At 67.9% G+C, this 26,027-nt stretch carries 25 protein-coding genes and 1 pseudogene; 15 read left to right on the forward strand and 11 right to left on the reverse strand.

From position 1 onward, the window contains the following. Positions 1-370: 370 nt before the first annotated feature. The 3 genes from FHS07_RS06360 to FHS07_RS06370 are packed head-to-tail and all read left to right on the forward strand — an operon-like array spanning position 371 to position 2,849. Positions 371-1,237, forward strand: a complete 867-nt coding sequence (locus FHS07_RS06360) for an ABC transporter substrate-binding protein (RefSeq protein WP_343054622.1) — start codon at positions 371-373, stop codon at positions 1,235-1,237. A gap of 5 nt (positions 1,238-1,242) precedes the next feature. Next, positions 1,243-2,109 carry an ABC transporter permease subunit gene (locus tag FHS07_RS06365; protein WP_183418986.1) on the forward strand — a complete coding sequence of 289 codons (867 nt, stop codon included), beginning with the start codon at positions 1,243-1,245 and terminating at the stop codon, positions 2,107-2,109. Further along, positions 2,106-2,849 (forward strand): ATP-binding cassette domain-containing protein, encoded by a 744-nt coding sequence (locus tag FHS07_RS06370; RefSeq protein ID WP_183418987.1) that lies wholly within the window; start codon positions 2,106-2,108, stop codon positions 2,847-2,849. Before FHS07_RS06365 ends, FHS07_RS06370 begins: the two co-directional genes overlap by 4 nt. A gap of 96 nt (positions 2,850-2,945) precedes the next feature. Here FHS07_RS06370 and FHS07_RS16655 read toward each other — a convergent pair whose 3' ends face one another. Next, positions 2,946-4,820, reverse strand: coding sequence for a chaplin family protein (locus FHS07_RS16655; RefSeq protein ID WP_183418988.1), 1,875 nt, complete (start codon positions 4,818-4,820; stop codon positions 2,946-2,948). A 78-nt stretch (positions 4,821-4,898) separates the two neighbouring features. Continuing rightward, positions 4,899-6,197, reverse strand: coding sequence for a hypothetical protein (locus tag FHS07_RS06380; RefSeq protein WP_183418989.1), 1,299 nt, complete (start codon positions 6,195-6,197; stop codon positions 4,899-4,901). 591 nt (positions 6,198-6,788) lie between these two features. Here FHS07_RS06380 and dnaB point away from each other — a divergent pair. After that, positions 6,789-8,156 carry a replicative DNA helicase gene (dnaB, locus tag FHS07_RS06385; RefSeq protein ID WP_055952596.1) on the forward strand — a complete coding sequence of 456 codons (1,368 nt, stop codon included), beginning with the start codon at positions 6,789-6,791 and terminating at the stop codon, positions 8,154-8,156. Between the two features lie 7 nt (positions 8,157-8,163). On the opposite strand, the gene FHS07_RS06390 is transcribed toward dnaB, so the two are convergent. Beyond that, positions 8,164-9,150, reverse strand: coding sequence for an aldo/keto reductase (locus FHS07_RS06390; RefSeq protein ID WP_183418990.1), 987 nt, complete (start codon positions 9,148-9,150; stop codon positions 8,164-8,166). A gap of 2 nt (positions 9,151-9,152) precedes the next feature. Next, positions 9,153-10,055: a helix-turn-helix transcriptional regulator gene (locus FHS07_RS06395; protein ID WP_183418991.1), complete on the reverse strand. Its 903-nt coding sequence runs from the start codon at positions 10,053-10,055 to the stop codon at positions 9,153-9,155. Between the two features lie 121 nt (positions 10,056-10,176). On the opposite strand from FHS07_RS06395, the gene FHS07_RS06400 reads away from it, so the two are divergent. The 6 genes and pseudogenes from FHS07_RS06400 to FHS07_RS06425 all read left to right on the forward strand — a co-directional run bounded on the left by FHS07_RS06400 (position 10,177) and on the right by FHS07_RS06425 (position 13,211). After that, the gene (locus tag FHS07_RS06400; protein WP_183418992.1) at positions 10,177-10,512 is read left to right on the forward strand and encodes a carboxymuconolactone decarboxylase family protein; all 336 of its coding nucleotides are present in this window, start codon (positions 10,177-10,179) and stop codon (positions 10,510-10,512) included. Between the two features lie 64 nt (positions 10,513-10,576). Continuing rightward, positions 10,577-10,909: a cupin domain-containing protein gene (locus FHS07_RS06405; protein ID WP_246383131.1), complete on the forward strand. Its 333-nt coding sequence runs from the start codon at positions 10,577-10,579 to the stop codon at positions 10,907-10,909. Between the two features lie 183 nt (positions 10,910-11,092). Continuing rightward, positions 11,093-11,353 carry a hypothetical protein gene (locus FHS07_RS06410; protein WP_183418994.1) on the forward strand — a complete coding sequence of 87 codons (261 nt, stop codon included), beginning with the start codon at positions 11,093-11,095 and terminating at the stop codon, positions 11,351-11,353. A 182-nt stretch (positions 11,354-11,535) separates the two neighbouring features. After that, on the forward strand, positions 11,536-12,096 hold the full coding sequence (locus tag FHS07_RS06415) for a dihydrofolate reductase family protein (RefSeq protein WP_183418995.1): 561 nt from the start codon (positions 11,536-11,538) through the stop codon (positions 12,094-12,096). Positions 12,097-12,168: 72 nt separating this feature from the next. Continuing rightward, positions 12,169-12,671: pseudogene (locus FHS07_RS06420) on the forward strand (DnaB-like helicase C-terminal domain-containing protein); the annotation flags it as partial. Between the two features lie 111 nt (positions 12,672-12,782). Further along, the gene (locus tag FHS07_RS06425; RefSeq protein ID WP_183418996.1) at positions 12,783-13,211 is read left to right on the forward strand and encodes a hypothetical protein; all 429 of its coding nucleotides are present in this window, start codon (positions 12,783-12,785) and stop codon (positions 13,209-13,211) included. A gap of 697 nt (positions 13,212-13,908) precedes the next feature. Here the strand turns inward: FHS07_RS06425 and FHS07_RS06430 are convergent. The 4 genes from FHS07_RS06430 to FHS07_RS06445 all read right to left on the reverse strand — a co-directional run bounded on the left by FHS07_RS06430 (position 13,909) and on the right by FHS07_RS06445 (position 18,586). Continuing rightward, on the reverse strand, positions 13,909-14,172 hold the full coding sequence (locus FHS07_RS06430; RefSeq protein WP_183418997.1) for a hypothetical protein: 264 nt from the start codon (positions 14,170-14,172) through the stop codon (positions 13,909-13,911). Positions 14,173-14,592: 420 nt separating this feature from the next. After that, positions 14,593-15,855, reverse strand: a complete 1,263-nt coding sequence (locus FHS07_RS06435) for a DUF262 domain-containing protein (protein ID WP_183418998.1) — start codon at positions 15,853-15,855, stop codon at positions 14,593-14,595. Between the two features lie 707 nt (positions 15,856-16,562). Beyond that, entirely contained in the window at positions 16,563-17,750 is a 1,188-nt protein-coding gene (locus FHS07_RS06440) for an MFS transporter (protein ID WP_183418999.1), read from the reverse strand. Next, positions 17,747-18,586 (reverse strand): MurR/RpiR family transcriptional regulator, encoded by an 840-nt coding sequence (locus tag FHS07_RS06445; RefSeq protein ID WP_183419000.1) that lies wholly within the window; start codon positions 18,584-18,586, stop codon positions 17,747-17,749. The genes FHS07_RS06440 and FHS07_RS06445 overlap by 4 nt, the downstream gene beginning before the upstream one ends. Positions 18,587-18,733: 147 nt before the next feature. Here FHS07_RS06445 and FHS07_RS06450 point away from each other — a divergent pair, with 147 nt between their 5' ends. From FHS07_RS06450 to FHS07_RS06465, 4 genes are all read left to right on the forward strand, one after another. Continuing rightward, positions 18,734-19,369: a tripartite tricarboxylate transporter TctB family protein gene (locus tag FHS07_RS06450; RefSeq protein WP_183419001.1), complete on the forward strand. Its 636-nt coding sequence runs from the start codon at positions 18,734-18,736 to the stop codon at positions 19,367-19,369. 1 nt (position 19,370) lies between these two features. Further along, on the forward strand, positions 19,371-20,894 hold the full coding sequence (locus FHS07_RS06455; protein WP_183419002.1) for a tripartite tricarboxylate transporter permease: 1,524 nt from the start codon (positions 19,371-19,373) through the stop codon (positions 20,892-20,894). 63 nt (positions 20,895-20,957) lie between these two features. Next, positions 20,958-21,974, forward strand: a complete 1,017-nt coding sequence (locus FHS07_RS06460) for a Bug family tripartite tricarboxylate transporter substrate binding protein (protein WP_183419003.1) — start codon at positions 20,958-20,960, stop codon at positions 21,972-21,974. Next, positions 21,971-22,597 (forward strand): RraA family protein, encoded by a 627-nt coding sequence (locus FHS07_RS06465; protein ID WP_343054624.1) that lies wholly within the window; start codon positions 21,971-21,973, stop codon positions 22,595-22,597. Before FHS07_RS06460 ends, FHS07_RS06465 begins: the two co-directional genes overlap by 4 nt. Positions 22,598-22,686: 89 nt before the next feature. On the opposite strand, the gene FHS07_RS06470 is transcribed toward FHS07_RS06465, so the two are convergent. The 3 genes from FHS07_RS06470 to FHS07_RS06480 all read right to left on the reverse strand — a co-directional run bounded on the left by FHS07_RS06470 (position 22,687) and on the right by FHS07_RS06480 (position 24,958). After that, positions 22,687-23,142: a nuclear transport factor 2 family protein gene (locus FHS07_RS06470; RefSeq protein WP_183419004.1), complete on the reverse strand. Its 456-nt coding sequence runs from the start codon at positions 23,140-23,142 to the stop codon at positions 22,687-22,689. A gap of 101 nt (positions 23,143-23,243) precedes the next feature. Continuing rightward, complete coding sequence (locus FHS07_RS06475; RefSeq protein ID WP_183419005.1) at positions 23,244-23,996, reverse strand: helix-turn-helix domain-containing protein; 753 nt, start codon at positions 23,994-23,996, stop codon at positions 23,244-23,246. Further along, positions 23,993-24,958: an AraC-like ligand-binding domain-containing protein gene (locus tag FHS07_RS06480; RefSeq protein WP_183419006.1), complete on the reverse strand. Its 966-nt coding sequence runs from the start codon at positions 24,956-24,958 to the stop codon at positions 23,993-23,995. The genes FHS07_RS06475 and FHS07_RS06480 overlap by 4 nt, the downstream gene beginning before the upstream one ends. Before the next feature lie 266 nt (positions 24,959-25,224). Between FHS07_RS06480 and FHS07_RS06485 the strand changes: the two genes are divergently transcribed. Then, positions 25,225-25,998 carry an SDR family NAD(P)-dependent oxidoreductase gene (locus tag FHS07_RS06485; protein ID WP_183419007.1) on the forward strand — a complete coding sequence of 258 codons (774 nt, stop codon included), beginning with the start codon at positions 25,225-25,227 and terminating at the stop codon, positions 25,996-25,998. Positions 25,999-26,027 lie beyond the last annotated feature (29 nt).

Genomic DNA, 26,027 nt, shown 5'->3' on the forward strand with positions numbered 1-26,027 from the left:
GGGGGGACGGCGCGGGGAGGCGCCGCTACGCACTGTCGCGGGGATCCTGTGCGGCTCGCCGTGCTGTGGGGCCTCGGATGTGCACTTGGGCGTCCGTTGCCCGCCCCGGTGCATATGGCACGCCCCGTAGTCGGGGGAGGCGCGCAGACCACGCCCGAACCCAGGGAATCGCCCCGGACCCGTGCGTGAAGGGAGGCGGGAGCCGATCGAGGGGCTCAGAGAGGCCGCGGAGGGCTCCGCCACCCCCTGCGCAACGTCCATCCCTGTGTCGCCGGGTTTCTCCGCAGACGGCCGGAGCCTCGCCGAGTAGGTACCATTTGCTCCACACAGCACTCCGGGGATGCCCCCGATACGTCCACAAGGAGACACCGTGACCGCTATCGCACGCCTGCGCCGCGCCGCCGCCCTGACCGCCGTGGCCGCCGTCACGGTCGTCTCGCTCACCGCCTGCGCTTTCGCCCCGACGGGCTCCGACGCCGGTGCCGCCCCCGCGTCCGAGGGCGCTCTGCAGACCGTCACGGCCGGCAAGCTCACCATCGCTACGGGTCAACCCGCGTTCTCGCCCTGGGTCGAGAACGACGACCCCGCCTCCGGGGAGGGCTTCGAAGCGGCCGTGGCCGACGCCGTGGCCACGCAGCTCGGCTTCTCGAAGGACGACGTCGTGTGGGTTCGCTCCACCTTCGACAGCGCCATTGCACCGGGTTCGAAGGATTGGGACCTCAACGTGCAGCAGTTCTCCATCACCGACGAGCGCAAGAACGCCGTCGACTTCTCGTCGCCGTATTACACGACCACGCAGGCCGTCGTGACGACGGGATCGTCGCCGGCCGTGTCCGCCACCACCGTCGACGAGCTCAAGGGCATCCCCGTCGGCGTCATGAGCGCCACGACCAGTTACCAGGTCGCCGAAGACCAGCTCGGCACCGCCAACCTCAGCGTCTACAACTCCAACGACGATGCCGTCGCCGCTCTCCAGGCGGGCCAGGTCGATGCGATCATCGTCGACCTCCCCACCGCGTTCTACCTCGCCGGTGCCGTGCTCGATGACGGCAAGGTCGTGGGCCAGCTGCCCGATTCCTCCGCCGGCGGTGACGAGCTCGCCTTCGTGCTCCCCAAGGGCTCGGAGCTGACTGCGCCCGTCAGCGAGGCGGTCGATGCCCTCCGGGCGGACGGCACGCTCGACGAACTGCAGCAGACGTGGCTCGGCGGCACGGCCGCCGCTCCCGTTCTGAAGTAGCAGTCGTGGCATCCACCCCCCTCGAGGCCGAGTGGCGTCCGAGCGAGCTCGAACTCGGTCGTCGCCTCGAGCGGCGTCGGCAGTCGACGAAATCGGTGCTGATCGCGTTCGTCAGCTCCGTCGTGTTCGTCGTCGTGGTGGGGTGGGCGGTCCTCTCCAGCCCCGGCTGGGAGGACGTACGCCGCAGCTTCTTCGACGTCGACATCGCGATCGCGAGCTTCCCGTCGATCCTCGTCGGGCTGTGGCTGAACATCCAGGTGCTGTTCGTCGCCGCGTTCGCGGTTGCCATCCTCGGCACGACGCTCGCGGTGCTGCGCTCGCTGCGGGGTCCCGTCTTCTTCCCACTGCGCGCCCTGGCCACGGTGTACACCGATCTGTTCCGCGGCATCCCGCTGCTGATCGTGCTGTACCTCGTGGGCTTCGGCCTGCCCGCCCTGGGTGTCTTCGGCCGGGTGCCGGTGGTGCTGTGGGGAACCATCGCGATCGTGCTGACCTACTCGGCTTACATCGCCGAGGTGCTCCGCGCGGGAATGGAGGCGGTGCATCCCTCGCAGCGGATCGCCGCCCGTTCGATGGGCCTCACTCACGGGCAGACGCTGCGCATCGTCGTCATCCCGCAGGGCGTGCGCAAGGTCGTACCGGCGCTGATGAACGACTTCGTGTCGATGCAGAAGGACGTGGGGCTCATCTCGGTTCTCGGAGCGGTGGATGCCGTGCGTGCGGCGCAGATCGCTGCGGCCGAGTACTACAACTTCACGCCGTACATCGTCGCGGCACTGCTGTTCGTGGCCATGGCGCTCCCGATGATCCGGCTCACCGACTACGTCTCGGCGCGGCTGGCGAAGCGCGAGCAGATGGGCGGGGTCGTGTGAGCGTGCTCGACGTCCGCGGCGTGCGCAAGGCCTTCGGCGATCACGTCGTGCTCGACGGCATCGACCTCGCGATCGACCAGCACGAGGTCGTCGTGCTCATCGGCGCCTCGGGGTCTGGCAAGTCGACGCTGCTGCGCACCATCAACCTCATCGAGCGTGTCGACGACGGCCAGGTCCTGCTGAACGGCGACGACCTGACCGATCCCACGGTCGACCAGGATGCCGCTCGGGCTCGTATCGGCGTCGTCTCCCAGCACTTCAACCTCTTCCCGCACCTGCGCGTGATCGACAACGTCACGCTCGCCGCGCGCAAAGTGCACCGGATGCCGAAAGCCGACGCCTACGCCCGCGGGACCGAACTGCTCGAGCAGCTCGGCCTCGGGGTCAAGGCACGCGAGTTCCCCGACCGACTGTCGGGCGGCCAGCAGCAGCGCGTTGCGATCGTGCGCGCGGTGATGACCGACCCCGAGCTGCTGCTGCTCGACGAGATCACGTCGGCGCTGGACCCGCAGCTCGTCGGCGAGGTGCTCGACTTGGTGCGGGTGCTGCGCGCCCGCGGGTCGACCATGCTCATGGCGACGCACGAGATGTCGTTCGCGCGCGAGGTGGCCGACCGGATCGTCTTCATGAAGGGCGGACGCATCGTCGAGCAGGGCACGCCCGCGCAGATCCTCGACGCTCCGCAGAACCCCGACACCATCGCTTTCCTCGAGCGCGAACGCCGGGGCGGCGCCCTGTAGCTCGCGGGCGCGCCACGACACCGGATGCCGCCCCCAATAGCCGGCATCCGGTGTCGCCTGCCGGGGAGGGGTCACCCCCTCCCCGGGGTCTGTGCGTCAGGCGGTCGCGCGGTGACGACGCAGCAGCAGCGCGCCTCCCAGGAGGAGTGCCAGCAAGCCCGCCAGCCCGAGGCCGGCGGCGGCCGACCCATCAGCTCCCGTGACGGCGAGCGTCTTGCCGGTGGCCGTGGCCGTGCCCGACGCGACGGGAGCCGCGGCCGAGTACGACGTCGCCGAGACCGACGCGATGGAGCCCGTCACCGGCGTGGTTTTGCCGGGGGTGCCGGGGGTGCCGGGGTTTCCGGGTGTTCCGGATGTGCCGGGCGTTCCGGGGTTGCCAGGTGTTCCCGGGTTGCCGGGGTTACCGGGAGTCCCGGGTGTTCCCGGGGTGCCGGGATTTCCGGGTGTTCCGGGTGTTCCGGGGGTGCCAGGTGTTCCGGGGATGCCGGGCGTTCCAGGGTTGCCGGGAGTCCCGGGTGTTCCCGGAGTGCCGGGATTGCCGGGCGTCCCGGGGTTGCCAGGCGTCCCCGGCGTCCCCGGGTGACCAGGCGTCCCCGGGGTACCCGGCGTTCCGGTGTTCGAACCGACCGTTGTGCTGTCACCGATCACCGACACGGCGTTGCCGCCGATCGTGACGGGCAGGCTGATCGGAACGATCAGCTGGTTGCCGCCGAGGATGCTGTCGCTCCCGTCGGTCGAGATACCGCCCAGCAGGCCGCCCGAGGTGCCGCCAGTGGTGGTGGCATCCTTCGAGGTGCTGTCGCCGATCACCGAGACGGCGTTGCCGCCGATGGTGACGGGAACGGAGATCGGCAGGATCGCCTGGTTGCCGCCGAGGATGCTGTCGCTTCCGTCCGTGGTCACGTCGCCGATGCCCGCGCCGGTGGTGCCGCCCGTGGTGGTGGCGCCTTCGGTGGAGCTGTCGCCGATCACCGAGACGGCGTTTCCGCCGATGGTGACGGGCAGCGATACCGGGGTGACGAGCTGGTTGCCGCCGAGCAGGCTGTCGGTGCCGTCGGTGGTGACGTCGCCGCCCGCGCCGGAGCCGCTCGTGCCGCCGGTGGTGGTGGCATCCTTCGACGTGCTGTCGCCGATCACCGAGACCGCGTTGCCACCGATGGTGACGGGCAGCGAGATCGGGGTGACGAGCTGGTTGCCGCCGAGCAGGCTCTCGGTGCCGTCGGTCGTGACGTCGCCGCCTCCACCGGAGCCCGAGTGGCCGGTGCCGGAGTGCCCCGTGCTGGGGTGGCCGGTGCTCGGGTGGCCTATGCCGCTCGTGCCGCCCGTGGTGGTGGTATCCGAGGTGGTGCTGTCGCCGATCACCGAGACGGCGTTGCCACCGATGGTGACGGGCACCGCAACCGGCACGACGGCTTGGTTGCCGCCAAGCAGGCTGTCGGATCCGTCGGTCTGCACATCGCCGCTGGAGCCCGAGCCGGACGATCCGCCCGTGGTGGTGGCATCCGAGGTGGTGCTGTCGCCGATCACCGAGATGGCGTTGCCGCCGACGGTGACGGGAACCTCGACCGACACGATGCCCTGGTTGCCGCCGAGCAGGCTGTCCGACCCGTCAGTGGTCACGTCGCCACCCGAGCGGGAACCGCCGCCGTCGTGGCCGGAGCCACCCGAGCTGGAGCCGCCACCGTCGTGGCCGGAGCCACCGTGCCCGGAACCACCGTGCCCGGAGCCGCTGTCGCCCGAGTCGGACGATCCACCGGTCGTGGTGGCATCCGAGGTGTGGCTGTCGCCGATCACCGAGACGGCATTGCCGCCGACGGTGACGGGCAGGTCGACCGAGACGAGGGCCTGGTCGCCCGAGAGTAGTCCGCCTGCTCCCGAGGTGTCTGCGGCATTCGCGATGCCGCATCCGAGAACGGCCAAGCCGCTCCCGACGAGCGCGCCCCAGAGGGCACGCGAGTAGAATTTGCGCATGAGAATTTCTCCTGTAGATGAGTGAGGGTGCGCGAACGCGCGGGGTCGTCTGCCGTGCAGAGCACGGCGCGACCGGCCTCAGTCAGGAGAAGCGTCGGTGTCGTAGACGGGGATGCCGGGGAGGTCGTCGTCGACGTCGCCCCCGCGAGCGAGAAGTGTCAGCGCGAACGAGAGCGCGCCGTGATCGGCGGTGGCGGCGGTGGTTCCTACCGCTCCCGAACCTGCGGATGCCGAGGATCCGGCGCCGGTGCTGACCCCAAGCGCTGCGGGAGCGGCGTCTTGGGAGCCCAGAGGGGTGGCGGGTGCGTCGGTGGAGGAGGGGGCGGATGCCGGGGCCACAGCCTCGAAATAGCGCGCGACCTGCGCAACCGACGTCGCCACGCGTGTCGTTGCGGCCGCGGCCGAAACGGCGGGGCCCGGGGGAGCCGTCACCGTCTCGAGAGCCTCCGGTACGGCCGGCGCCGGGATGTCCGAGGGTTCCGCCGGCGGCGTCACGGGACGAGCCGTGACGCCGGGTGCAGGGGAGGGCACCTCGCCTCCGTCGCCGGGGAGCGACGGGACGACCGGGGCGATCTCGGGCGCCGTACCGACGACGACCGGGAGCGTTTCGTCGACAGCCCCGGCCACGCCGGTGACGATGCCACCCAGGCCGGTCTGCTCGACGATGGGACCGAGGATGGGGAGGGATTCGGTCGTGTCGACGACCGGGTCGACGATCGCGCCCACGACGCCCGAGGAAGCTACGTCGGTAACGACGCCTGCCACGGTGCCGACCGTGCCGCGTACGAGCGTGTCAGCGGTGTCCACGAGGGCAGGGGCCGTGTCGGTGACGACTCCGGCCACGGGGGAGACGAGCTGCGCCACGGGGGCCGTGACGGCCTCGGTGACGGGTTCGACCGTGTCGGCGACGAGGCTGGCGACCGGCGTGACGACGTCGTCGGCAACCGGCTCGATGACGGCGGTGGCCACCGGTTCGACGACGGCGGTCGCGACGGGTCGAACCACCTCGGAGACGACGGGTTCGACGGCCTTTTTGACCGGCTCCACGGTCTCGACGACCGGCTCGACTGCCCGGGTGACGGGTTCCGCCGTTCGAGCGACCGGATCCGCGGCGTCGCTGGCCGCCGGCTCCGAGACGGTTTTCGCGACCGGCTCCACAACGGCGGTCGCAACCGGTTCCACGACGTCTCCGGCGGTGTCGGTCACGCCGTTCACCGTCGATCCGACGGCCCCCAGCAGACCCGACCCGGAGTCGTCCGCGGAGGCCGACGTCGAGGTGGCGAAGAGCGAGAGCACGGCGATGGCGACGGACACGAGCACACCGAGCAGGAACACGCGCAGAGTGCGCGGCATCCCCGTCCTCAGCGTGGCATCCATGATTCGCCCCCCAAGGTGAATCGTCGGTGACTCCAGGTCGGCGACGATACGCCTGGATCCACGCGGGCGAAAGAGGGCGGGTGAACCACCAGTAGTGCTTACGTAACGAGATGGTGGCGCGGCGACACGCCCAGGTGTCGGGAGATTTGACATCGGATGCCGTGCGTCAGTAGACCGACGCCGAGTTATCCCCCGAGTTGTACACATGCATTTGTCAAGTCGAGCAACCTTCAAGGCCTACTTCAACCGGGATTTCCCCACACAACCTGTGGACAAACAAATCCCAGGTGAGACGGTACATGCAGCGCTAAATCCACAGTCATCCACCGACTTGTCCACAGGAGTTGTGCACAGAGACTGCGGCGTTTCCCGCACACTCTCCACAGAGTTATCCACAGGCACATTTGCGTGTGTCGAGGGTGGTATCTACCGTGGGGGCAGCCCCTCGGGCATCCCTGTCACACTGCCGCGCGCGTCGATGTCGGACGTCAGTGATCAGATGCTCCCGAGGTCGTTCCACCTCTCGCCATCGCATCCTTCGCGCGCGCGTGAGGGGGGCGCAGGGGCGGCCCGAGAGCAGAAGGAGAGCCCGTGTCGATCGCTGACATCGCCGAGGAGCGTCTCGGAAAAGCGCCGCGTCCCGAGCGCACGCCCCCGCACGACATCCTCGCCGAGCAGAGTGCGCTGGGCGGCATGCTGCTGTCGAAAGATGCGGTGGCCGATGTCATCGAAACGCTCCGCGGCGGCGACTTCTACGTGCCGAAGCACGAGCTGATCTTCGAGGCCATCCTCACCCTCTATTCGCACGGTGAACCGACCGACGTCGTCGCCGTGACCGACGAGCTCATCAAGACCGGCGAGCTGCAGCGAGCCGGGGGAGCGGACTACCTCCACACGCTCACCTCGATCGTGCCCACCGCGGCCAACGCGGGCTACTACGCCTCGATCGTCGCCGAGCGCGCGCTGCTGCGTCGCCTCGTCGAGGCCGGCACGCGCATCGTGCAGATGGGCTACGCCGGCGAGGGCGATCCGGTCGATCTCGTCAACAGCGCCCAGGCCGAGATCTATAACGTCTCGGGCGACGACAGCGCCGATGACTACATCCCCCTGACGATGGCGGTGGATGCCGCGGTCGAAGAGATCGAAGCCGCTCGCGGTCGCGACGGGTCGATGACCGGCATCCCCACCGGCTTCGCCGGTCTCGACCAGCTCACGAATGGTCTGCACCCGGGCCAGATGATCGTGCTCGCCGCGCGCCCCGCCATGGGTAAGTCGACGCTCGCGCTCGACTTCGCCCGCGCCGCCGCGATCAAGTCGAACGCGCCGTGCATCTTCTTCTCGCTCGAGATGGGCCGCTCCGAGATCGCCATGCGCCTCCTCAGCGCCGAGGGGTCGATCCCGCTGCAGAGCATGCGCAAGGGAACGCTCGACTCGCGCGACTGGACCACCGTCGCCTCCACGCGCGGTCGCATCAACGACGCCCCGCTCTACATCGACGACAGCCCGAACATGACGCTGGTGGAGATCCGGGCGAAGTGCCGCCGGTTGAAGCAGCGCGAGGGTCTGAAGATGGTCGTCATCGACTACCTGCAGCTGCTCACGAGTGGTAAGCGCGTGGAGTCGCGCCAGCAGGAGGTCAGCGAGTTCTCGCGTGCGCTGAAGCTGATGGCGAAGGAGCTGCAGGTTCCCGTCATCGCGCTGTCGCAGCTGAACCGTGGCGCCGAGCAGCGCGCCGACAAGAAGCCGGCGCTTTCCGACCTGCGTGAGTCGGGCTCGATCGAGCAGGATGCCGACATGGTGGTGCTGCTGCACCGCGAGGCCGCGTACGAGAAGGACTCGCCGCGCGCGGGCGAGGCGGATCTGATCGTGGCGAAGCACCGTAACGGCCCGACCGACACGATCACGGTGGCGTTCCAGGGGCACTATTCGCGGTTCGCGGATATGGCGCCGGGGATGTAGCTGTCCGTCAGCGCCCCACGTACCCCATGTGCACGGCGTTGTAGCGATCGCCGCGCACGCCCACGCTCTGAGCGAGGGTGTCGAGGTCGGCAATGTCATCGGCCGACAGTGCCACCGCCGTGGACCCCGCGTTCTCTTCGATGCGAGAGATGCGTCGCGTACCGGGGATCGGGACGATCCACGGGTGCTGAGCCAGCAGCCAGGCCAGTGCGACCTGCCCGGGTGTGGCTCGTCGCGTCTCGGCGACCGTGGCGATGCGCGTCACGAGGGCGTGGTTGGCTTCGCGATTCTCTTCCGTGAAGCGGGGAATGGTCGATCGCACGTCGCCGTCGGCGAACGACGTAGTCTGATCGACGGTGCCCGTGAGGAACCCTTTGCCCAGCGGGCTGAACGGCACGAACCCGATACCGAGCTCGGCCAGCGTGGGCAGCACCTCCGCCTCCGGGTCGCGGGTCCAGAGCGAGTACTCGCTCTGCAGCGCGGTCACGGGGAAGACCGCGTGGGCGCGTCGGATCGTCGCGGCGGATGCCTCCGACAGCCCGAAGTGACGCACTTTGCCCTCGGCGACCAGCTCTCCGACGGTGCCGGCGACATCCTCGATCGGCACGTCGGGGTCGACACGGTGCTGATAGAACAGGTCGATCACGTCCGTGCGCAGTCGTTTCAGCGAGGCGTCTGCGACGGCGCGGATCTGCTCCGGCCGGCTGTCGAGCCCGACGCTCTTGGCATCCTGAATGTTCCACCCGAACTTCGTCGCGATCGTGACCTGGTCGCGGACGGGTTCGAGCGCCTCGCCGACGAGCTCCTCGTTGACGTAGGGGCCGTAGACCTCCGCGGTGTCGAAGAACGAGACTCCCCGGTCGACGGCAGCGCGCAGCACGCCGATCATGTCGTCGCGGCTTCCGGGGTTGGGCCCGTAGCTCTGCGACATGCCCATGCAGCCGAGTCCGACCGCCGAGACCTCGAGTCCCTGCCCCAGTGTGCGGGTGTGCATTCTCAGTCCTTCCTCCGTGCTGTATATGCGTCGATTCCCGGCGTGGCGGACGCCGCGACATCGTTCGTCGCTTGCCAACTGGCGAGCAGTCGGAACCGCTCCTCGCTCTCCGAACCGGTCTGCGGAACGTAGATGAGCAACGTGAGTCCGGGGTGCTGGACGAATTGCATGTCTTCGTAACTCAGCTCCAGCGCTCCGACGATGGGGTGCGTGAAGTGCTTGTTCCCGGCGCCGTGCTGTCGCACGTTGTGGGCACCCCATCGGACGCGGAAGTCGTCGCTGCGCGTGCAGAGTTCGCCGACGAGATCTTGCAGGCCGCGGTCGTAGGGGTCGCGCCCGGCCTCGGTGCGGAGGATGCCGACCGTGATGTCCGCCGCCTTCTCCCAGTTCGGGTGGAAGTCGCGGGCGCGAGGATCGAGGAATGCGTACCGGGCGAGATTTCCGTCGCCGGGTGACTCGAACACTTCCGTCTGCAGCGCGCGTCCGAGGGCGTTGACGGCGAGGATGTCCATCCGACCGTTGCGCACCATCGCCGCGCCACCGGTGATCGCGTCGAGCATCAGCTCCATTCCGGAGCGGACGGATGCCGGGGTGCCCGGCTTGCGGCGCGATCTCGGCGGCGTCTGTCCCGCCGCGCGGGCCAGATCGAACAGGTGCTCGCGTTCGGCGTCGTCGAGCTGCAGGGCCTGCGCGATCGCGTGCAGCACGGATTCGGACGCGCCGGCGATCTGCCCGCGCTCGATCTTGGCGTAGTACTCGATGCTCACGCCGGCGAGCGTCGCGACTTCGTTTCGGCGCAGGCCCGGCACCCGCCGGTTGCTGCCGCCGGGGATTCCCACGTCGTCCGGGGTGAGCTTCGCGCGACGAGAGGTGAGGAACTCCCGCACCTCGGCCCTGTTGTCCATGAGGTCGACGTTACGCGCGGGCCACCGCGCCGTGGGATGCCCTGTCAGTACACGTCACGCCCGAGACTCCCTCCTCTGCGCGGGAGGCAGTTCAGTGGTGATGTCTGACAGGGAGGACAGCATGACCGTAGAGCAGAACGGATGGACCGGAGGGCAGCGCACCTTCGGAGACTTCGCACCGGGCCTCGTCCACTACACCGACAGGGTGCTGTTCGACGAGGTGTGGGAGCGCAGCGACCTCTCCCCGCGTGACCGGAGCCTCGTCACCGTCGCCGCGCTGACCGCGATGGGCCGGACCGATCAGCTGCGATTCCACCTCGACTACGCCCGCACGAACGGGGTCACCACCGAGGAGCTAAAGGAAGCGATCCTCCACCTCGCGTTCTACACGGGCTGGCCCAACGGCATGGCCGCGATGACGGTGTTGAAAGACATCACCGACGAGACGGACGGTTGAGATGACATTCGACAGCCTCTTTCCGCGCGAGCAGACCTACCTTGCTCCCCTCGCGATTGTCGGAATGAGCATCGCAAATGTCACCTTCGAGCCGGGATGCCGCAACAACTGGCACCGTCACAACGCCACCGCCGGTGGGGGTCAGATCCTGCTCGCGACGGCCGGCCGCGGTTGGTACCAGGCGGAGGGCGATGAGCCCGTCAGCCTCACCCCCGGCACGGTCATCGTGATCCCCGCCGGCACGAAGCACTGTCACGGCGCCAAGGCCGACTCGTGGTTCAGTCACGTCGCCATCGCCGTGCCGGGCGAGAATACCTCGAACGAGTGGCTCGAGCCCGTCGCCGACGATTACTACGACGCGCTTCACCCGGAGCCGGGCAGCAAATCGGCAGGCTGAGGGCAAGGTCGGTGAGTCGTCTTGGGTCGTCTGAAAGCAGCGCCCGTCGCGCGCCGGAGACGTCCACTTGGGGGCATATTGACCGCGACGTCAGTCGGGTGGATGCTCAGTGCGGAGCGCGTAAGTTGCGTGCGATCAGAGACCACGCCGCGTCGTTCCTGTCACACGAAGGAGTGGGGACACATGGCCGGCACACTGAACAGGCAGTACGTCGAGGAACACCTGGGCGCACACAACTACGAATCGTTCGGGCGCAGCATCGTTGCGGCGGTGATGGAGGAAGCGCTCGATCAGATGAGCGATAAGGATGCCGCATTCGACGGGGGATTCAGGATGGACGTCGAGACGGTGCTCGAAGCCACGGGGTCTGGATGCACGTGGCTCGTCATGATCGTGAACGGGAAGAAGGTGCGGATTCATCAGCCGCCGATCATGTCGTACTGAGGCGCGGCTCTTCGCATTGCGAGCGGCAGGGAGCGCGGCATCGGCCGGGGCCGCGCTGCCTTGCCGCGGACTTGTCGTGCAGGGCGGTGACGAGATGGTGGGCGCGACCGCCCGTGCCCTGTCGGCGCTCCGGTGACCGCGCTAGCCTGACGCCACTACCGCCCGCGTCGAGGGAGATCGCCATGACCCAACCGCTTCGCTACGGCATCAACGTCACCCTCGATGGGTGCGTCCACCACGAGGCGGGCTTGCCTCCCGATGCCGAATCGATGGCGTTCTGGACCGACGAACTGCGCCGCTCCGACGCCCTGCTCTACGGCCGCGCGACGTACGAGCTGATGGAGTCGGCCTGGCGCCGGCCGGAGTCGGGGGAGTGGCCCGACTGGATGCATGCCAGCGAGGTCGCCTTCTCGGAGGTCATGGACCCGATACGGAAGTACATCGTGTCGACGGAATTGGATGCCGTGGATTGGAACGCTTCGCTCGTGCGGGGTGACCTTGCCGCGGCCGTCAAGGAGTTGAAGGCGCAGCCGGGGAGGGGGATCTCGGTGGGTGGGGTGCGGTTGCCGGCGGCGCTCGCGAACCTCGGGCTGATCGATGAGTTCACGTTCGTTGTGCACCCGGTGGTCGCGGGGCGGGGGCCGCGGTTGTTGGAGGGGGTGCGGGAGCAGGTGGCGTTGGAGTTAGAGGAGCGGCGGGAGTTCGCGTCGGGGGTCGTGGTGGAGCGGTACCGCGGGGTTTGATGCGTCGGGTGCGCGACCCTGTCGGCGAGGGCACCGCGGGGGTCCGCGGCCGCGTTCGACTTGCCCGACTGAACAACTGTGGCCTCCACGCGCGGTCGCATCAACGACGCCCCCCTCTATATCGACGACAGCCCCAATATGACGCTGGTCGAGATCCGGGCGAAGTGCCGCCGGTTGAAGCAGCGCGAGGGCCTGAAGTTGGTCGTCATCGACTACCTGCAGTTGCTCACGAGCGGTAAGCGCGTCGAGTCCCGCCAGCAGGAGGTCAGCGAGTTCTCGCGTGCCCTGAAACTGATGGCGAAGGAGCTGCAGGTTCCCGTCATCACCCTGTCGCAGCTGAACCGTGGCGCCGAGCAGCGCGCCGACAAGGAGCCGGCGCTTTCCGACCTGCGGGAGTCGGGCTCGATCGAGCAGGGCGCCGACATGATGGTGCTGCTCCGCGAGCCGCGTACGAAAAAGACAGCCAGTGTGCGGGTGAGGCGTACTTGATCGTGGCGAGGCACCGTAACGGGCCGACGGACACGATCACCGTGGCGTTCCAGTGGCAGCGACAAGGTTGGACCTGTCGCAGATAAAATAGAAGGTCAATAGCATCGGGAGAACTTGGGGCCCGTCAAGACTCCTTCATGCAAGTGCAGCACGACGTCGGCGGGCCCGTGGAGTAATAACGAACCGAAAGGAGCGCGATGCTTTCGTCGAAGTATCTCGACGGTGTGCGCGTACGGATCGATCAGGGCATGCCAACCCGGCGCGATGCAGATGGCTATCCCGACAGCACCCCTGCGTTCTCAAAGTACTTACGTGCCGCTGGCGCCGACGTGTTGCTCACCTCCGATCAACGCGACCTCATCTCCTACAACTCGATAGAAGTGTGGTTGCCCGTCGCTTCCTATGCCGTAGATGTGATCAGTAACGGTCTGGGCTCAGCGCTTGGAGAGATAATCGCCAGATTGTTGCCGGAACCTCGCGAGAAATCGGTCGTCCACGTGGACTGGAAATTCAGAGCTTCCAACGGGAAAGAGGCGCGGTTCAAGTACGACGGTCCCGCTACAGCTGCGATCGACATCCTTGATCGGCTCGAATCGATCGCTCGATCTGCGGACGATGGCGACTGAAGGACGCCGAGAGGGAGGTGTCAAGCGTCTGGTAGAAGCCGACGCGCGGTTCCGCAATGCAAAGAGCCGGGGCGGTTGGGCCGGGTTGGAAGCCGAGCTTGATCAGGTTCGCGCGCTCGCCCGCTCCGCTATGGACTGGCTGGAGGAAGGTGAAGAGTTCGATCGTGCGCACGCACTCCTGGATCGGATAGGGAATTACATTCGCCGTCGTGTGCCGGCCATGTGCGTTCTGAGGTATGCGGAGGGTTCATACACTCAAATTTGCCCAGTGGCGCTGGGGCATCAGCGCGTTGGAATCAGCGTCGAACTCATCATTGAACAATCCGAGTGCAGCATCTGCGGAGTTGAATATTGGGAATGTGCCCACGTAGCCGGCGAGGTGTACGGCGAAGGCGAATGCATACAAGAGATCTCTCGGGCGACGATCACAGGGGCCGCGCTTGTGTCGAGACCCCGAATCGCGGACGCACGTATTAACGCCAGGGGCATACCCGCGGCGGACGTCCAGCGCGCCTTACGATCTGCCCCGGCTGGCGCGCCTCTTGTTTGCGGGATCTGCCTTCGAGGTTGTCCGGGGCTCGAGTATGACTTCTGAGACGTAGCTGGCGTCCTCGAGCGGTTTAAGTGCTTGACGCCTACCTCGCGGCCCTCAAGTCTCTGCACCGTCACATCCGCGCCACGGCATCGTCGCACTGCATCAGACAGGGCGAAGCAATCGCGGCGCAAAACGCTCCATCATTTCGAGCCCGGGCAATACCGCGTCCAAGCGCGTCCACTCGTTTGAGCCGGTTGGAATAGTTCTAAGCCCGATCAGGCCGGACTTATGCGCGACCTCCCCCCTCTGCACTCCAAGGTCGTCCAGCTTGTCGAACAGACCGATGGCGTAGACGTCCTCGCGATAGCCGAGCGGGACCAGGAGTCGGCGAACGTTCCCGGTCTTGATGCCGTTGTTGGATCCCACCGCATGCCGATGAGACTTGATGGCGCTATCTAGCCTGGACTGTGAATGACCGATAACTCGCTGAGCGGTCTGTGCATTGAATGGCGGATACCGGCCGTCCCCCGCATTTCGGGGCGTGGCAAGCGGTGCGAACGAATAGTAGACCAACAAGCAGTGTCCCGCATGCGTTAATGCACCTGTCCTGGCAGCAATATCGGCTGTCGTATCGACAATCCGTAGCGCGAGATCGTCTACGAAAGCCTGTATCTCGGAGTGGACAAGGAGCCGGAACGCATGAACCCGGTCTACCTCACCTTGACTCGAGGGCACGAAAGACCTGCGCACACCTAACTCGTGACCGAGCTGGTTGATCCGCACGGTCAAATACCGATAGCTTCGAGCGCGCCTTGCAGGCCTCCGCAGGGGCTCCCCGAGCTCCATCTAGCCGTGCGCTCTCGACGCTATTGGAATGACCGGGGACACGAATGCCCTGTAGTCCAGATCCATGTCGAGGATGTTGCCCAGAGCTGTTCCCCACCGCCCCAGCCGCCCGACTGTGGCGTCATTTGTCTTTGTTGTAGACGTCAAGAAGGCCGAGAAAACAGGGTCAGAAGCCGACAGTTCCTCGAAGGCCAGCCGCACTCCGTCGGCGTTTTTCGATGCGGCATCTCGGACAGTTGCGTCGCTGAAAAACCAGGTCAGGGTATCGAACACGGTCACGTTGAACCGAGGCATGTACTTGTTACGCTCTCCGTCGAATCGCAGAAAGGCCGCTGAGTCGAATACCTCGAATGTTGTAGTGATTCCCGCATCCATTTCCTGGACGAGCCCCTCGATCTCGGGCCTGGCGTCTTCGAAATGATCATTTCCGCCCTTGAGTACTCGATCAAGGAACGACCGCAGGTCCCCCCTGTAGCTGCTTATATTTGTTCGAAACGCTAAATAGCGCAGTAGTGTTTCTGCGTCGCGCAAGCGGAAGTCGGGCGCCGAAAGTCGCCGCGCGCGCTGGAGCTCCCGACTCAGGCCACTCTGTTCGTTTATGAAATTGGTGAATGGCCCGGGGAAAAGTGCTTGTCGAAGTTCATGCGAAGCCAGCGGCACACTTGCTTTGTTAAGGCGGGAAAAGATCAAGTGCAGCAGAGATGGAGTGCGCCAATTTCTAACCACTATCGTCCGAATTGGTTGACTCGCCAAAGTCCGAGAAAACTTTCTCAGTTCAGCAGAGGCCTGAATGGTCGCGAGAGTCTTACCGCCAAGTTCGGTCGCCAGAATCTCCAAGCCCTTCAGTGGCAACGGATCCGCCGGGTCGAAGAATCGCTTCAGAGCTGTCAGGCGCTGCTTACCGTCTAGGACATAGAACTGGCCCTCGTGCTGCATGCTTTCGGCAAGCACCAGTGGCGGAATGGGTAATCCAAGCATCAGCGACTCAATGAATAGTCCTTGCCGCTCGTCAGTCCACGCAGTCCGTCGTTGGAACGGAGGCGCTGTCACGAGGACACCCTGGCTCTCTGGATCGGTCGGATCTGCATCGATCTGATTTACTACGGTCGCCACCGTCCAGTCCACTGTGTAAACGACCGCGCCCGTAATCGCGCTCGCTGTGAGTGAGCCCGGATCTTCGTAGTCGCCTGCAAACTCATCGTCAGAGTCGATCTCCAGGGCGACGCGCTCGGTGTGCGCCTCGGTATCGGTCGTGTTGCTCAAATGTCGTCCCCTTGCTTGGGAGCCGCGCATCACGCGAGGGCCCGTCAAAGAAGTGTGGCACGTATTCGGGTGATCGCTCATGAAATACAGGGGCCGGTGGCTCCGAATGCGGGAAGATGGCGGCTTCAGTGCCGACGGAGCGCGTCGAAGGAGTTGGTGTCGTCCACGCGCACCGCAACTGTGCCCAGCGGGTCCTGTGAAGTGCAGATTGGTCGAGCCAATGCATCTCGCGGTCGGCCACCCGGGAAGGCGCAAGCCCAACGTACTCTGGCGCCATGCGAGCAGGCCTGAAATGGCTGAACATGAAAAGGATCGGCTCGGATGGCGAGTGGTCAAACCTTGACTCGCGCGTCGCGATGAAACTGTAAACGGTCATCAACGCCGATGGCGAGCTTGCCGCCCGCACAGCCCCCGCGTAGGTTGCCGAGCTAGCGCGCCACGACACACGCTCGACGACTCGGGGGGAGATCGCCGAACTCGTCGGTGTCGTGCGTCTGCTCTCTTGCCGGTCGGCGCAGATCGAGGCGAGCCGAGCGCGCCTGATCGGGGAGAGGTCGGCGGCGCTAAGAGGATCCGCGCCGAGCGTCGACGTGCTCCATCAGATCGACCGTCGCGCGTGGGCGGTCGCACGACCGAATATGCCGGCCGACCTCGATTAGACCTCGTGGGAGTCGCAGCGGTACCGAGCCGTCTCGTAGCGGCCGCCGCTACTCCGAACCCTCCCCATCGCGATCACTCGTCCGCGACGTCGCGACAACCGCCACCCCCACCGCGAGCACGGCCGCGTTCGACCAGAAGATCGCCACGAGTCCGAAGGGGCCGGCGATGAGGCCCACGCTGACCGGGATCAGCACCTGCAGCACGCGGTTGGCGGTCAGCCGCAGGCCGAGGGCGGCGCCGTGCACCGCGGGCGGGGTGATCGCGGTGGTCCACGCCATCGTCAGGGGCTGGGGGAGGCCGAGGGCGATACCGAGCGCGATCATCACGGGGATCGCGCCCCACTGGTCCGCGAAGGGCAGGGCGACGAGACTCGCGACGCCCGTGAGCATCGCCACGACAAGCAGGGTGCGGCGACCGAAACGAGCGACGATGCGGGCGAGGCCGAGACGGCTCACCACCGAGACGACGGCGCGCAGGGCGAGCAGCAGACCGACGGTGACCGGGGCGATGCCTTTCTCGACCGCCCACAGCGGCACGAAGGTGTAAAGCAGGTCGACCGTCACGAGCACGGCTCCGCTGACGGCGAGAGCCCGCCACAACTCGGGGGCCTTCATCACCGCCGAGAGCGGAGCGCGCGGGGCCTTCGCGGCGGTGGTTCGGCGGTGCGTGTCGCCGCGACGCAGGAAGAGGATCAGAGGTAAGGCGAGCACCGTGAAGGCGAGGCAGACGGCGAAGCCCGCGGTCGTGTCGGGCTGATCGCGCGCGGCGAGGGTCGCGGCGATGGTGACGGCCGGCGGACCGATCAGCTGACCGATGGATGCCGCGGCGCTGAGCGTGCCGAAGCCGCTGTCCATCGAACCCCCGCGGCTCGCGTGCGCGACGAAGGTCTGCTGGCCGATCATCACGCAGAGGTGACCCAGGCCGATCGTGAGGGTCGCGGCGAACAGCAGCAGGACGGTCGACGGCAGGGTGAGCACGACGATCGCGCCGGCCGAGGCGATGAGCAGGCCGGCGAAGGCGACGGTGCTGCCGCCGACGCGGTCGCAGATGCGACCCGCGGGAAGCGCCGCGACGATCGTCGGGACGGCGAAGGATGCCGCGAGCGCGGCGAGCAGCAGTGGATCGCCGCCCAGCTCGAGCGCGCGGTAGCCGACCATCAGCCGGACACCGACCCACGATGCCTGCGACAGCGCCGCCTGGGTGCTGAGCGCAGCCCGCCAGGCGGGGCCGGTCACGGCCGGAGAGGGATCTCGTCGGTGCCGCCGAGCATGCGGGTGAGACCGTCGATGTCTTCGCGGACGGCGTGGTACCGCTCGGAGTCGAGGTGGTAGACCGCGAGCTGGAGCGCATAGCAGATGGCCATCGGCACGAAGAGGGTGCGGTACTCGCTGTCGGCGCTGCGGAGGGCAGCGATCAGGTGGTCGGGCGCGGGCCGGAACTGCGCGCCCGGCACGTCGGTGATGAGCAGGCTGCGCCCGCGCCGGCGCTGCGCCTCGGCGATGAGGGCGGGGAGCATCCGCGGTGTCTCGCGCAGCGCGAAGCCGATCAGCATGCTGGTGGAGTCGAACGGCACGAAGCGCTCGGCGAGGTCTTTCGCCTGGGGCGAGAGGGTGACCACGACCATCCCCAAGCGCCGGAAGCGGCGGGCCAGTAGTTCCTGCAGCGAGCGGGCGTCGCCGTTGGCGAAGATGTAGACGACCCCGGCGCCGGCGATGTCGCGGGCGGCGGCGTCGATCGCCGACTGGGGGACGAACTCCGACAGGCGTTCGAGGCCGGCCCGCTCGTCGGCGACGAAGGATGCCAGGTCGGCCCCGGACTCCTGCCGCATAGGGGCACCGGAGAGCGCGGGGTTCACCTCGTCGGCGCGCAGGTCGCGGCGCAGGTCGGGGTATCCGCGGTAGCCCAGCTTCTGCGCGAGGCGCACCACGGTCGATTCGTGCGTGCCGGCTTGGGCAGCCACGTCGGCCGCCGTCGTCGACGATGTCGCGGCGCTCAGCAGCACCGTCATGACCTTCTGCTCCGTGGTGCTCAGGGCGGCGGTGTTGCGAGTCGCAACGGCGCGGAAGCTCATGTTCTCTCCTTCGAGGGCGCGACGCCGATCGAACGGGTCGCCTGTTGACAAGTCTGGACCATCCTGCAATCCTGTGCAAGTGCGCAAGTTGCGTCAACGGCCTTGCACACACACCTAGCACGGAAACCCGCAGAGAGGCGGATGACGATGGCGTCTGATGTGGTGGAAACCTCGTCCCCGACGAGGGCGCGGCAGTACCTGGAGTGGTCTGTCGTGGCGATCGGTGCCGTCGCCGGCATCACGGTCATGGTGTCGGGCTTCGGCTACGGCCTGACCAACGTGACCGGGGTGGGCGCCGGATTCTTCCCGGTCGTCGCGGGAGCCACGATCGCCCTCGGCGCGGTCCTCTGGGCGCTGCAGCTGCTCGGTGCGGCTGCCGCGCAGCGGCGCGAGGGGAACCGGTCGGAGCTCGACGCACGGACGCCCTTCGAGGGCAGCCGCGTCGACCCGCCCACCGACACCGCGATCGGCGTGCTCGTCGTCGACGGGATCGACGAGGAAGACGACGACATCGCCCTCCCCGACCGTCGCGGCATCCTGCGCGTCGCCATCGTGGCGGGGTCGCTCGTGCTCGCCGCGATCCTCCTGCCGGTGCTCGGTTACCTCCTCACCATGACGCTTCTCCTCTTCAGCGTGATGACGCTCGTGAGCGCTCGCCGCTGGTGGGTCGCCCTTCTCATCGCGGCCGGCGTCGCCGTCATCAGCCGGTTCGTCTTCGCCGACCTGCTCGGCACCGCCCTCCCGCACTCGAGCATCACCGTGCTCCGCATGATCGGCCTCTGACATGGAATTCGGCGCTCTCTTCCAAGGACTCCTCACCGTCCTCACCCCCGAGAACCTGCTGTTCGCCCTCCTCGGCTGCGTGCTCGGCATGCTCGTCGGCGTGCTGCCCGGCTTCGGGCCCGCAGCAGCCGTGTCGCTGCTCATCCCGGTCACGTTCGGGCTCTCGCCCACGACGGCGATCATCATGCTCGCCGCGATCCTCTACGGGGCGGCCTTCGGCGGCACGATCACCGCCGTCCTGTTGCGGATCCCCGGCGAAGCCTCATCGGTGGCCACGACCCTCGACGGGTACGAGCTCGCCAAGCGCGGGCGCGGCGGCCCGGCCCTCGTGATCGCGGCGGTGGGGTCGTTCATCGGCGGGCTGGTCGGAGTCGTCGGGTTCGTGCTCGTCGCCCCCTTCGCGCGGATCGCGCTGGAGTTCGGCGCCCCCGAGCTGTTCCTCGTGTCGTTCCTCGGGCTGCTGCTCATCACGAGCTTCGCGGGCAGCAACCCCGCCAAGGCGCTCATCAGCGCCGGCGTGGGCCTCGCGATCGCGACGGTGGGCCTCGACCCGGGCGTCGGTATCGTCCGCTTCGGATTCGACATGCCGCAGCTCTTCGACGGCATCGGCCTGGTCGCGATCGTCATGGGCGCCTTCGGGCTCAGCGAGATCCTCGCCCAGGCCCAGCGCGGCCCCACAGGCATCGCCAAGCCCCTCTCGATCGGACGCCTCTATCCCACCCGCGACGACTTCCGCCGCTCGTGGAAGCCGTTCTTCCGCGGCTCGATCATCGGCTTCTTCATGGGCCTGCTCCCCGGCTCGCCCGGAGCCGCGACATCGCTGGCCTCGTACGCCGCCGAGAAGCGCTTCTCGAAGAAGCACCGCTCCGAGTTCGGTCGGGGCGCCATGGAGGGCGTCGCCGGGCCCGAGTCCGCCAACAACGCCCTCGCGGTGTCGTCGATGATCCCGCTGTTCACCCTCGGCATCCCGACGTCGGCGACGGTCGCGATCATGGCGGGGGCGTTCACCGTCAACGGCCTCATCCCGGGACCGCTCCTGTTCCGCGACAACCCCGAGGTCGCCTGGGCCATCATCGCCAGCTTCCTGGTGGGCAATGTCATCCTGTTGATCCTCAACGTGCCCCTCGTGCGCGTCTGGATCGCCGTGCTGCGCCTGCCGTTCGCCTACCTGATGGCCGCGATCCTCGCGTTCATGTTCCTCGGCACCTACTCGATCAACGGCAGCACCTTCGAGATCTTCGTCATGGTCGCGGCGGGCGTGATCGGGTACGTCTTCCACCTGCTGCGCGTGCCGCTGACGCCGCTCGTGCTCGCGATCATCCTCGGCCCGATGCTCGAGGAGAACTTCCAGCGGTCGCTCGCCCTCTCGCGCGGCGACTGGGGAGTGTTCACGAGCAGCCCGATCGCGACCGGCCTCCTCGTGGTCTGCGCCCTCGCGGTCGCGCTCGGCGCGAGTCGCCCCGCGCTCGCCGCCTTCATGCGGTCGCGGTCGCGGTCCCGTTCCCGTGCGCGAGTCGACGCCTAGTCCCGTCCCCGCACCCTCGCCATCCCCGCACTTTCGTCATCCCCACCACAAGGAGAAAACAGCATGCGAATCCGCTCCCTGACCCTCACCGCCGTTGCAGCCCTGGCTGCCGTGGCCCTCGTCGGATGCTCGTCCGCCACCGGGTCGACCTCGGGCGGCGCCGGCGCCGACGAGGCCTGGCCCGCCGCCGGGACCGACATCGAATGGATCGTCCCCTCGGCAGCCGGAGCCGGCAACGACATCCTGGCCCGCATCGTCGCGCCGGCCATGCAGGATTCCCTCGGCGCCAACATCCAGGTCGTGAACCTCGAGGGCGGCAGCCAGGTCGTCGGACTCAGCAAGCTCGCCAGCTCGGCACCCGACGGGACGACGTTCGGCTACACGAACATCCCGTCGATCCTCGGTCGCTACCTCGACCCCTCCAAGAACGCCCCCTTCGATCGTGAGAGCTTCTTGCCGGTCGGCTCGTTCGCCACCAACTCGGTCGTGATCGGCGTTGCCGCGAACAGCCCCTACAAGACCATCGACGACCTGTTCGCCGCCGTCGAAGACGACCCGGGCACGATCACGGCGGGCACGGACTCGCGCGCCGGCGACGACCACGTCAACCTGCGGATCCTCGAGAACGAACTCGACCTGGAGTTCAACATCGTCCATTACAACAGCGGTGCCGACAAGGTGGCCGCGGTCATGTCGGGCGAGGTGAACTTCGCTCTCGGCGGGGTGTCGAGCTTCTACGGCCCGTACAAGTCCGGCGACATCCGCCTGCTGGCGATCGTCGAGGACGAGCAGAGCGAACTCATGCCCGACGTGCCCACGCTGTCCGGCGAGGGCTACGAGGTGGCGCCGATGAACAGCCGCTTCACCCTGTCGGTGCCGGCAGAGACGCCCGAGAACATCCGCTCCTCGTTGGAGGCCGCCCTCAAGGTCGCCGCGGAAGACCCCGAGGTCATCGAGAAGCTCACCAACGCCGCCACCGTTGCATCCTGGATGCCGGGAGCCGAGGTCGCGAAGCTCTGGGAAGAGCGCGAAGCCACGATCTCGCCCATCATCGACGAACTGCTGCAGGTCTCGCCGTGACCTCGGCCGTGGCGACAGCCGTCATCGAGCGCGCTCCCCTCAGCGCCTCGGAGCGCGAGCGCCTCGCGCCCCTGGCCGCCTCGGCGGTCGTCGACTCGATGCAGCGCCTCGGGTCTCCGGATGCCGGCATCTCACCGACGTGGGTGGGTGCGCGCCTGGTGGGTCCGGCGCTCACCGTGCTCACGGCGGCGGGCGACAACCAGATCGTCCACGCCGCGCTCGACGTCGTCCAGCCGGGCGAGGTCATCGTGCTCAACGGCTTCGGCGACACCACGAGGGCGCTGATCGGCGACCTCATCGCCGAGCGGGCGCTCAGCCTCGGGGTGGCGGGCTTCGTCGTCGACGGGTGCGTGCGCGACGTCGACGCCATCCGCGAGCTCGGACTCCCCGTCTTCGCTCGCGGAGTAACACCGGCCGGCCCGTACAAGAACGGTCCCGGGGTGATCGGCGGCGCGGTCGCGATCGGGGGAGTGGCCGTGCTCACGGGCGACGTCGTGGTCGCCGACGCCGACGGCGTCGTGTTCATCCCGCGCGCACAGCTCGACACGATCGTCGACCTCGCGGAACAGAAGCTCGAGAGCGAGGCCCGGAAGCGGGCGAGCATCCGGGCCTCGATGGGCTGAGTCCCCGCGGGCTCGCGTCCCGGGATGGGAAGAAGGGCCTCGCGCGAACGGCATCCACCGTCCGTGCGAGGCCCTTTCGGTCGTCCGCGTCAGGACGCCGGCGTCACCAGCTGCGTGAACGGCATGACCGGGCGCACCTTGCGGTCGGAGAACTTCCACGCGCCGTCCTCGCGCACCAACTCGTCTTCGTAGACGCAGACGGTTCCGTCGACGACGCCGTCTTTCTGGGCGAAGAACAGCAGGTAGGCGGTCTGTGTGGCGGTGTCGCCGTCGACCTCGATGAGCTCATTCATCGTGAGGTGGCGCATGGGTCCGAAGGTCTCGCGGCACAGGGGAACGAAGGCGGCCAGCTCGGCGTGCCCCTTGGGGGTCTGGCCCTCGATGAGGGCATGGAACACACCGTCCGTCGAGAAGGTCGCGGCCCACTCCTCGGGCGTTCCTTCGTCGACGGCGTAGTTGTAGCGCGCACCGAGGGCGCGGATCTCTTCGATGGCCTGGAGCGAAGTGGCCGGGAGCGAAGGGGCAGGGGTGTCGGTGATCGTCATCGTGGCTCCTTGACTGAGGGAAGGGGCTCGGGAGTGGCCCGGGGTGGCCTCAGTCTGCGCCGGGGGTTCGGGGCACGGCATGTCCGAGGGCGCACGTCGGGTCAACCACCGTGCACGCGGCCTCCCGCCGCGGACGGGTCGAGGCGACTCCACGCCCGCTCGAAGTGCGACGAGTCGGCGAAGCCCCACCGTCGTGCGAGCGCGGCGGGGGTGGCATCCGCGATCGTGCGCAGCTCCAGCGCGCACCAGGACGCGCGACGGTCCATCACGGTCTGCATGAAGCTGCGCGACTGCCCCGCGAAGAGCTGGTGGAGCTTGCGCACCGAGATCCCGAAGCGGTGCGCCGTGTCGCCGGGTGCGACCGGACCCAGCCGGATCGCGGTGTCGATGTGACGCAGGATGCGAGAGCGCAAGAGCGCGTCGGGGGAAACGTCGGGGCGGGCTCCGGCGGTGGCCGCCGCGAGGAGGCGGGCCAGCGCTCCGAGCACGTCGGCCAGGGCCGCGGGATCGGCCGGCGGGTCGGCGTGCAGAGCGACGAGCGCTCCGGCGGCCACGCGGGCGAGATCGCCCCGAGCGACGGCCGGACTCTCGGAGGGTGGGCACCACGGCTCGAGGACGAAGGCGGGAAGCTCGGCGTACAGCGCCCGAGAACCGGGCAGCGGCGTCACGGTCAGGTCGGAGCCGGGCGGAACGACGACGAGATCACCGGGGGAGAGGCGGACCGCCGCGACGCCGACGAGCACCTCGGTGTCGCCCTCTCCTGCGAGGACGACGATCGAGACGCCGTCGGTCACCACCCGGGAGTGACCGTGGACGGCGTGGGTCGCAAGAGCCGCGATGGTCGCGAGCGTCATGCCGCGAGCCGGGTGCGGCGATACTCGCCGGGCGCGCGCCCGGTGTGGGCGCGGAACGCACGGTGCAGGTGCGAGGCGTCGGCGAAGCCCCAGGTGGCGGCCAGTTCCGACAGCGTGGCGGGGGAGCCGGCATCCAGGTCGCGGGCGACCGCGTCGACACGCATCGCGAGCACGGTGCGGCCGAACGAGCGGTCGGACTGCTCGAACAGCTGGTGGAGCTTGCGGACCGAGATGTGGAACCGTCGCGCGACGTCGTTCGGCTCCACCGGGCCCTCGCGGAGCGTGTCGCGGACGTGCGCGCGGATACGGTCGTGCAGCTGGGCGTCGACCTCGGCGTGCGACGGCATCGCCCCGCCGGTTCCGGATGCCGCGGCCCCCAGCAGCAGCAGGAAGGCGTCGACGAGGGCTTCACGCGTGCCGTCGATGTCACTCCCGTCTGCGCGGGCGAGTCCCGTCATGACACCCGCGAGGAGCCGACCCGTTCCCCGGTCGGCGGCCACGCGTCTCGAGGTCGGCGCGCTCGTCGCCCACGCCACCATCGCGGCATCCCGTGTCGGCACCCGCACGGAAATGGCATCCCAGTCGTCGGTGTAGGTCAAGCGGAACGGGCGCCGGGCGTCGAAGATCCCGATCGACGCCGGTCCGAGGTCGCATTCCCTGCCCTGCTGCTCGCCGAAGCAGCGCCCGCGGACGATGAGATTGACGAAGAACACCTCTTCGTCACTGCGTCGCACCTCGGCCGCGCCGTGCACATTCTGCTGAGCGCACGAGCGGATCGTCGCGATGTTGAGCTGACCGAGCGGTCGGGTGGTCACGTCTCCGCGCAGCGAGGCGCCATCGCCCCAGCGCCCGCCGTCGACCGGTTCGGGCCGCAAGGGGGTGAACGCCGTCGTGAGGGTCTCGCGCCAGAATGCATGGCGCTCACGCGGACGGACGTCGTTCAGGCTCCATGTCGCGGACACGGTTCGCCACCTCTCAGCCGATCGGAGATGTCGTCGGCTCCCACGATGGCATCCCGTCGTCACGAGGGTGTTTCCCCGTCAGGGGGGATCGTGAACGATTCCTCTCCCGCGCGATCGAGAGCGGAGAGCGCGGCGAAACACGCGCGACACGTGGCACCCACCCCCGGCTGCGCTGCACGGAGGTCGACGATCCGTGCGCCGCCGTCCATGCCGTCGTTCCTGCCCGCCGCAGACAGTGAGTTCACACCTCGAGAAAGGGACCCCTCATGGAATTCGCCGACAAGAACGTGCTCGTCACCGGAGCCGCCGGAGGCATCGGGAGCGCCGCCGTGAAGATCTTCGCCGAGGGCGGCGCCAACGTCATCCTCGTCGACATCGATCCGCAGGCTCTCGAGCGCGTCGTGAGCGAGCTCGGCCTCGACCCCGACCGGACGGAGACGGTCGCAGCCGACGTGCGAAGCGAGGCCGAGGTGCAGAAATACGTCGAGATCGCGCGTCACCGCTTCGGATCGATCGACATCTTCTTCAACAACGCCGGCGTCGAGGGCGCGACCGGCCCGCTGACCGAGACCACGGCGGCCACACTCGACCTCATCCTCGACGTCAACGTCAAGGGGAGCTTCTTCGGCCTCAAACACGTCATCGCCTCGATGACGGAGCAGGGAACCGGCGGGGCGATCGTCAACACGTCATCGATGGCGGGAGTCATCGCGTTCCAGGGGCTCGGCGTCTACACCGCGTCGAAGCACGCCGTCATCGGTTTGACCCGCGTCGCGGCGGAGGAGGCGGCGCCGGCCGGCATCCGCGTCAACGCTGTGTGTCCCGGCCCCGTCAACACGCGCATGATGCGGGGCATCGAGCAGGGGATGTCGCCGGACGACATCCCGGGCGTGCAGGCGGCTTTCGCCGACCTCGTCGCGCTGAAGCGCTACGCGGAGCCGTCGGAGATCGCCGAGGTCGTGGCGTTCCTGGCATCCGACAAGGCGTCGTACGTCACCGGCAGCATCTACACGATCGACGCGGGCATGACGGGCATGTGAGACGCCCGGGATCGGGGCGGGATGGACTT

It is taken from the genome of Microbacterium proteolyticum (assembly GCF_014192415.1).
In the GTDB taxonomy this organism is placed as follows: domain Bacteria; phylum Actinomycetota; class Actinomycetes; order Actinomycetales; family Microbacteriaceae; genus Microbacterium; species Microbacterium proteolyticum.

What these genes read in the sequence shown, in the direction of transcription:
- FHS07_RS06455 (WP_183419002.1), top strand. Translation starts at nt 19,371, where the DNA reads ATGGAATTCGGCGCTCTCTTCCAAGGACTCCTCACCGTCCTCACCCCC.
- FHS07_RS06445 (WP_183419000.1), bottom strand. Translation starts at nt 18,586, where the DNA reads ATGAGCTTCCGCGCCGTTGCGACTCGCAACACCGCCGCCCTGAGCACC.
- FHS07_RS06415 (WP_183418995.1), top strand. Translation starts at nt 11,536, where the DNA reads ATGACCCAACCGCTTCGCTACGGCATCAACGTCACCCTCGATGGGTGC.
- FHS07_RS06395 (WP_183418991.1), bottom strand. Translation starts at nt 10,055, where the DNA reads ATGGACAACAGGGCCGAGGTGCGGGAGTTCCTCACCTCTCGTCGCGCG.
- FHS07_RS16655 (WP_183418988.1), bottom strand. Translation starts at nt 4,820, where the DNA reads ATGCGCAAATTCTACTCGCGTGCCCTCTGGGGCGCGCTCGTCGGGAGC.
- FHS07_RS06410 (WP_183418994.1), top strand. Translation starts at nt 11,093, where the DNA reads ATGGCCGGCACACTGAACAGGCAGTACGTCGAGGAACACCTGGGCGCA.
- FHS07_RS06485 (WP_183419007.1), top strand. Translation starts at nt 25,225, where the DNA reads ATGGAATTCGCCGACAAGAACGTGCTCGTCACCGGAGCCGCCGGAGGC.
- FHS07_RS06405 (WP_246383131.1), top strand. Translation starts at nt 10,577, where the DNA reads ATGAGCATCGCAAATGTCACCTTCGAGCCGGGATGCCGCAACAACTGG.
- FHS07_RS06425 (WP_183418996.1), top strand. Translation starts at nt 12,783, where the DNA reads ATGCTTTCGTCGAAGTATCTCGACGGTGTGCGCGTACGGATCGATCAG.
- FHS07_RS06475 (WP_183419005.1), bottom strand. Translation starts at nt 23,996, where the DNA reads ATGACGCTCGCGACCATCGCGGCTCTTGCGACCCACGCCGTCCACGGT.
- FHS07_RS06400 (WP_183418992.1), top strand. Translation starts at nt 10,177, where the DNA reads ATGACCGTAGAGCAGAACGGATGGACCGGAGGGCAGCGCACCTTCGGA.
- FHS07_RS06380 (WP_183418989.1), bottom strand. Translation starts at nt 6,197, where the DNA reads ATGGATGCCACGCTGAGGACGGGGATGCCGCGCACTCTGCGCGTGTTC.
- FHS07_RS06450 (WP_183419001.1), top strand. Translation starts at nt 18,734, where the DNA reads ATGGCGTCTGATGTGGTGGAAACCTCGTCCCCGACGAGGGCGCGGCAG.
- FHS07_RS06470 (WP_183419004.1), bottom strand. Translation starts at nt 23,142, where the DNA reads ATGACGATCACCGACACCCCTGCCCCTTCGCTCCCGGCCACTTCGCTC.
- FHS07_RS06460 (WP_183419003.1), top strand. Translation starts at nt 20,958, where the DNA reads ATGCGAATCCGCTCCCTGACCCTCACCGCCGTTGCAGCCCTGGCTGCC.
- FHS07_RS06390 (WP_183418990.1), bottom strand. Translation starts at nt 9,150, where the DNA reads ATGCACACCCGCACACTGGGGCAGGGACTCGAGGTCTCGGCGGTCGGA.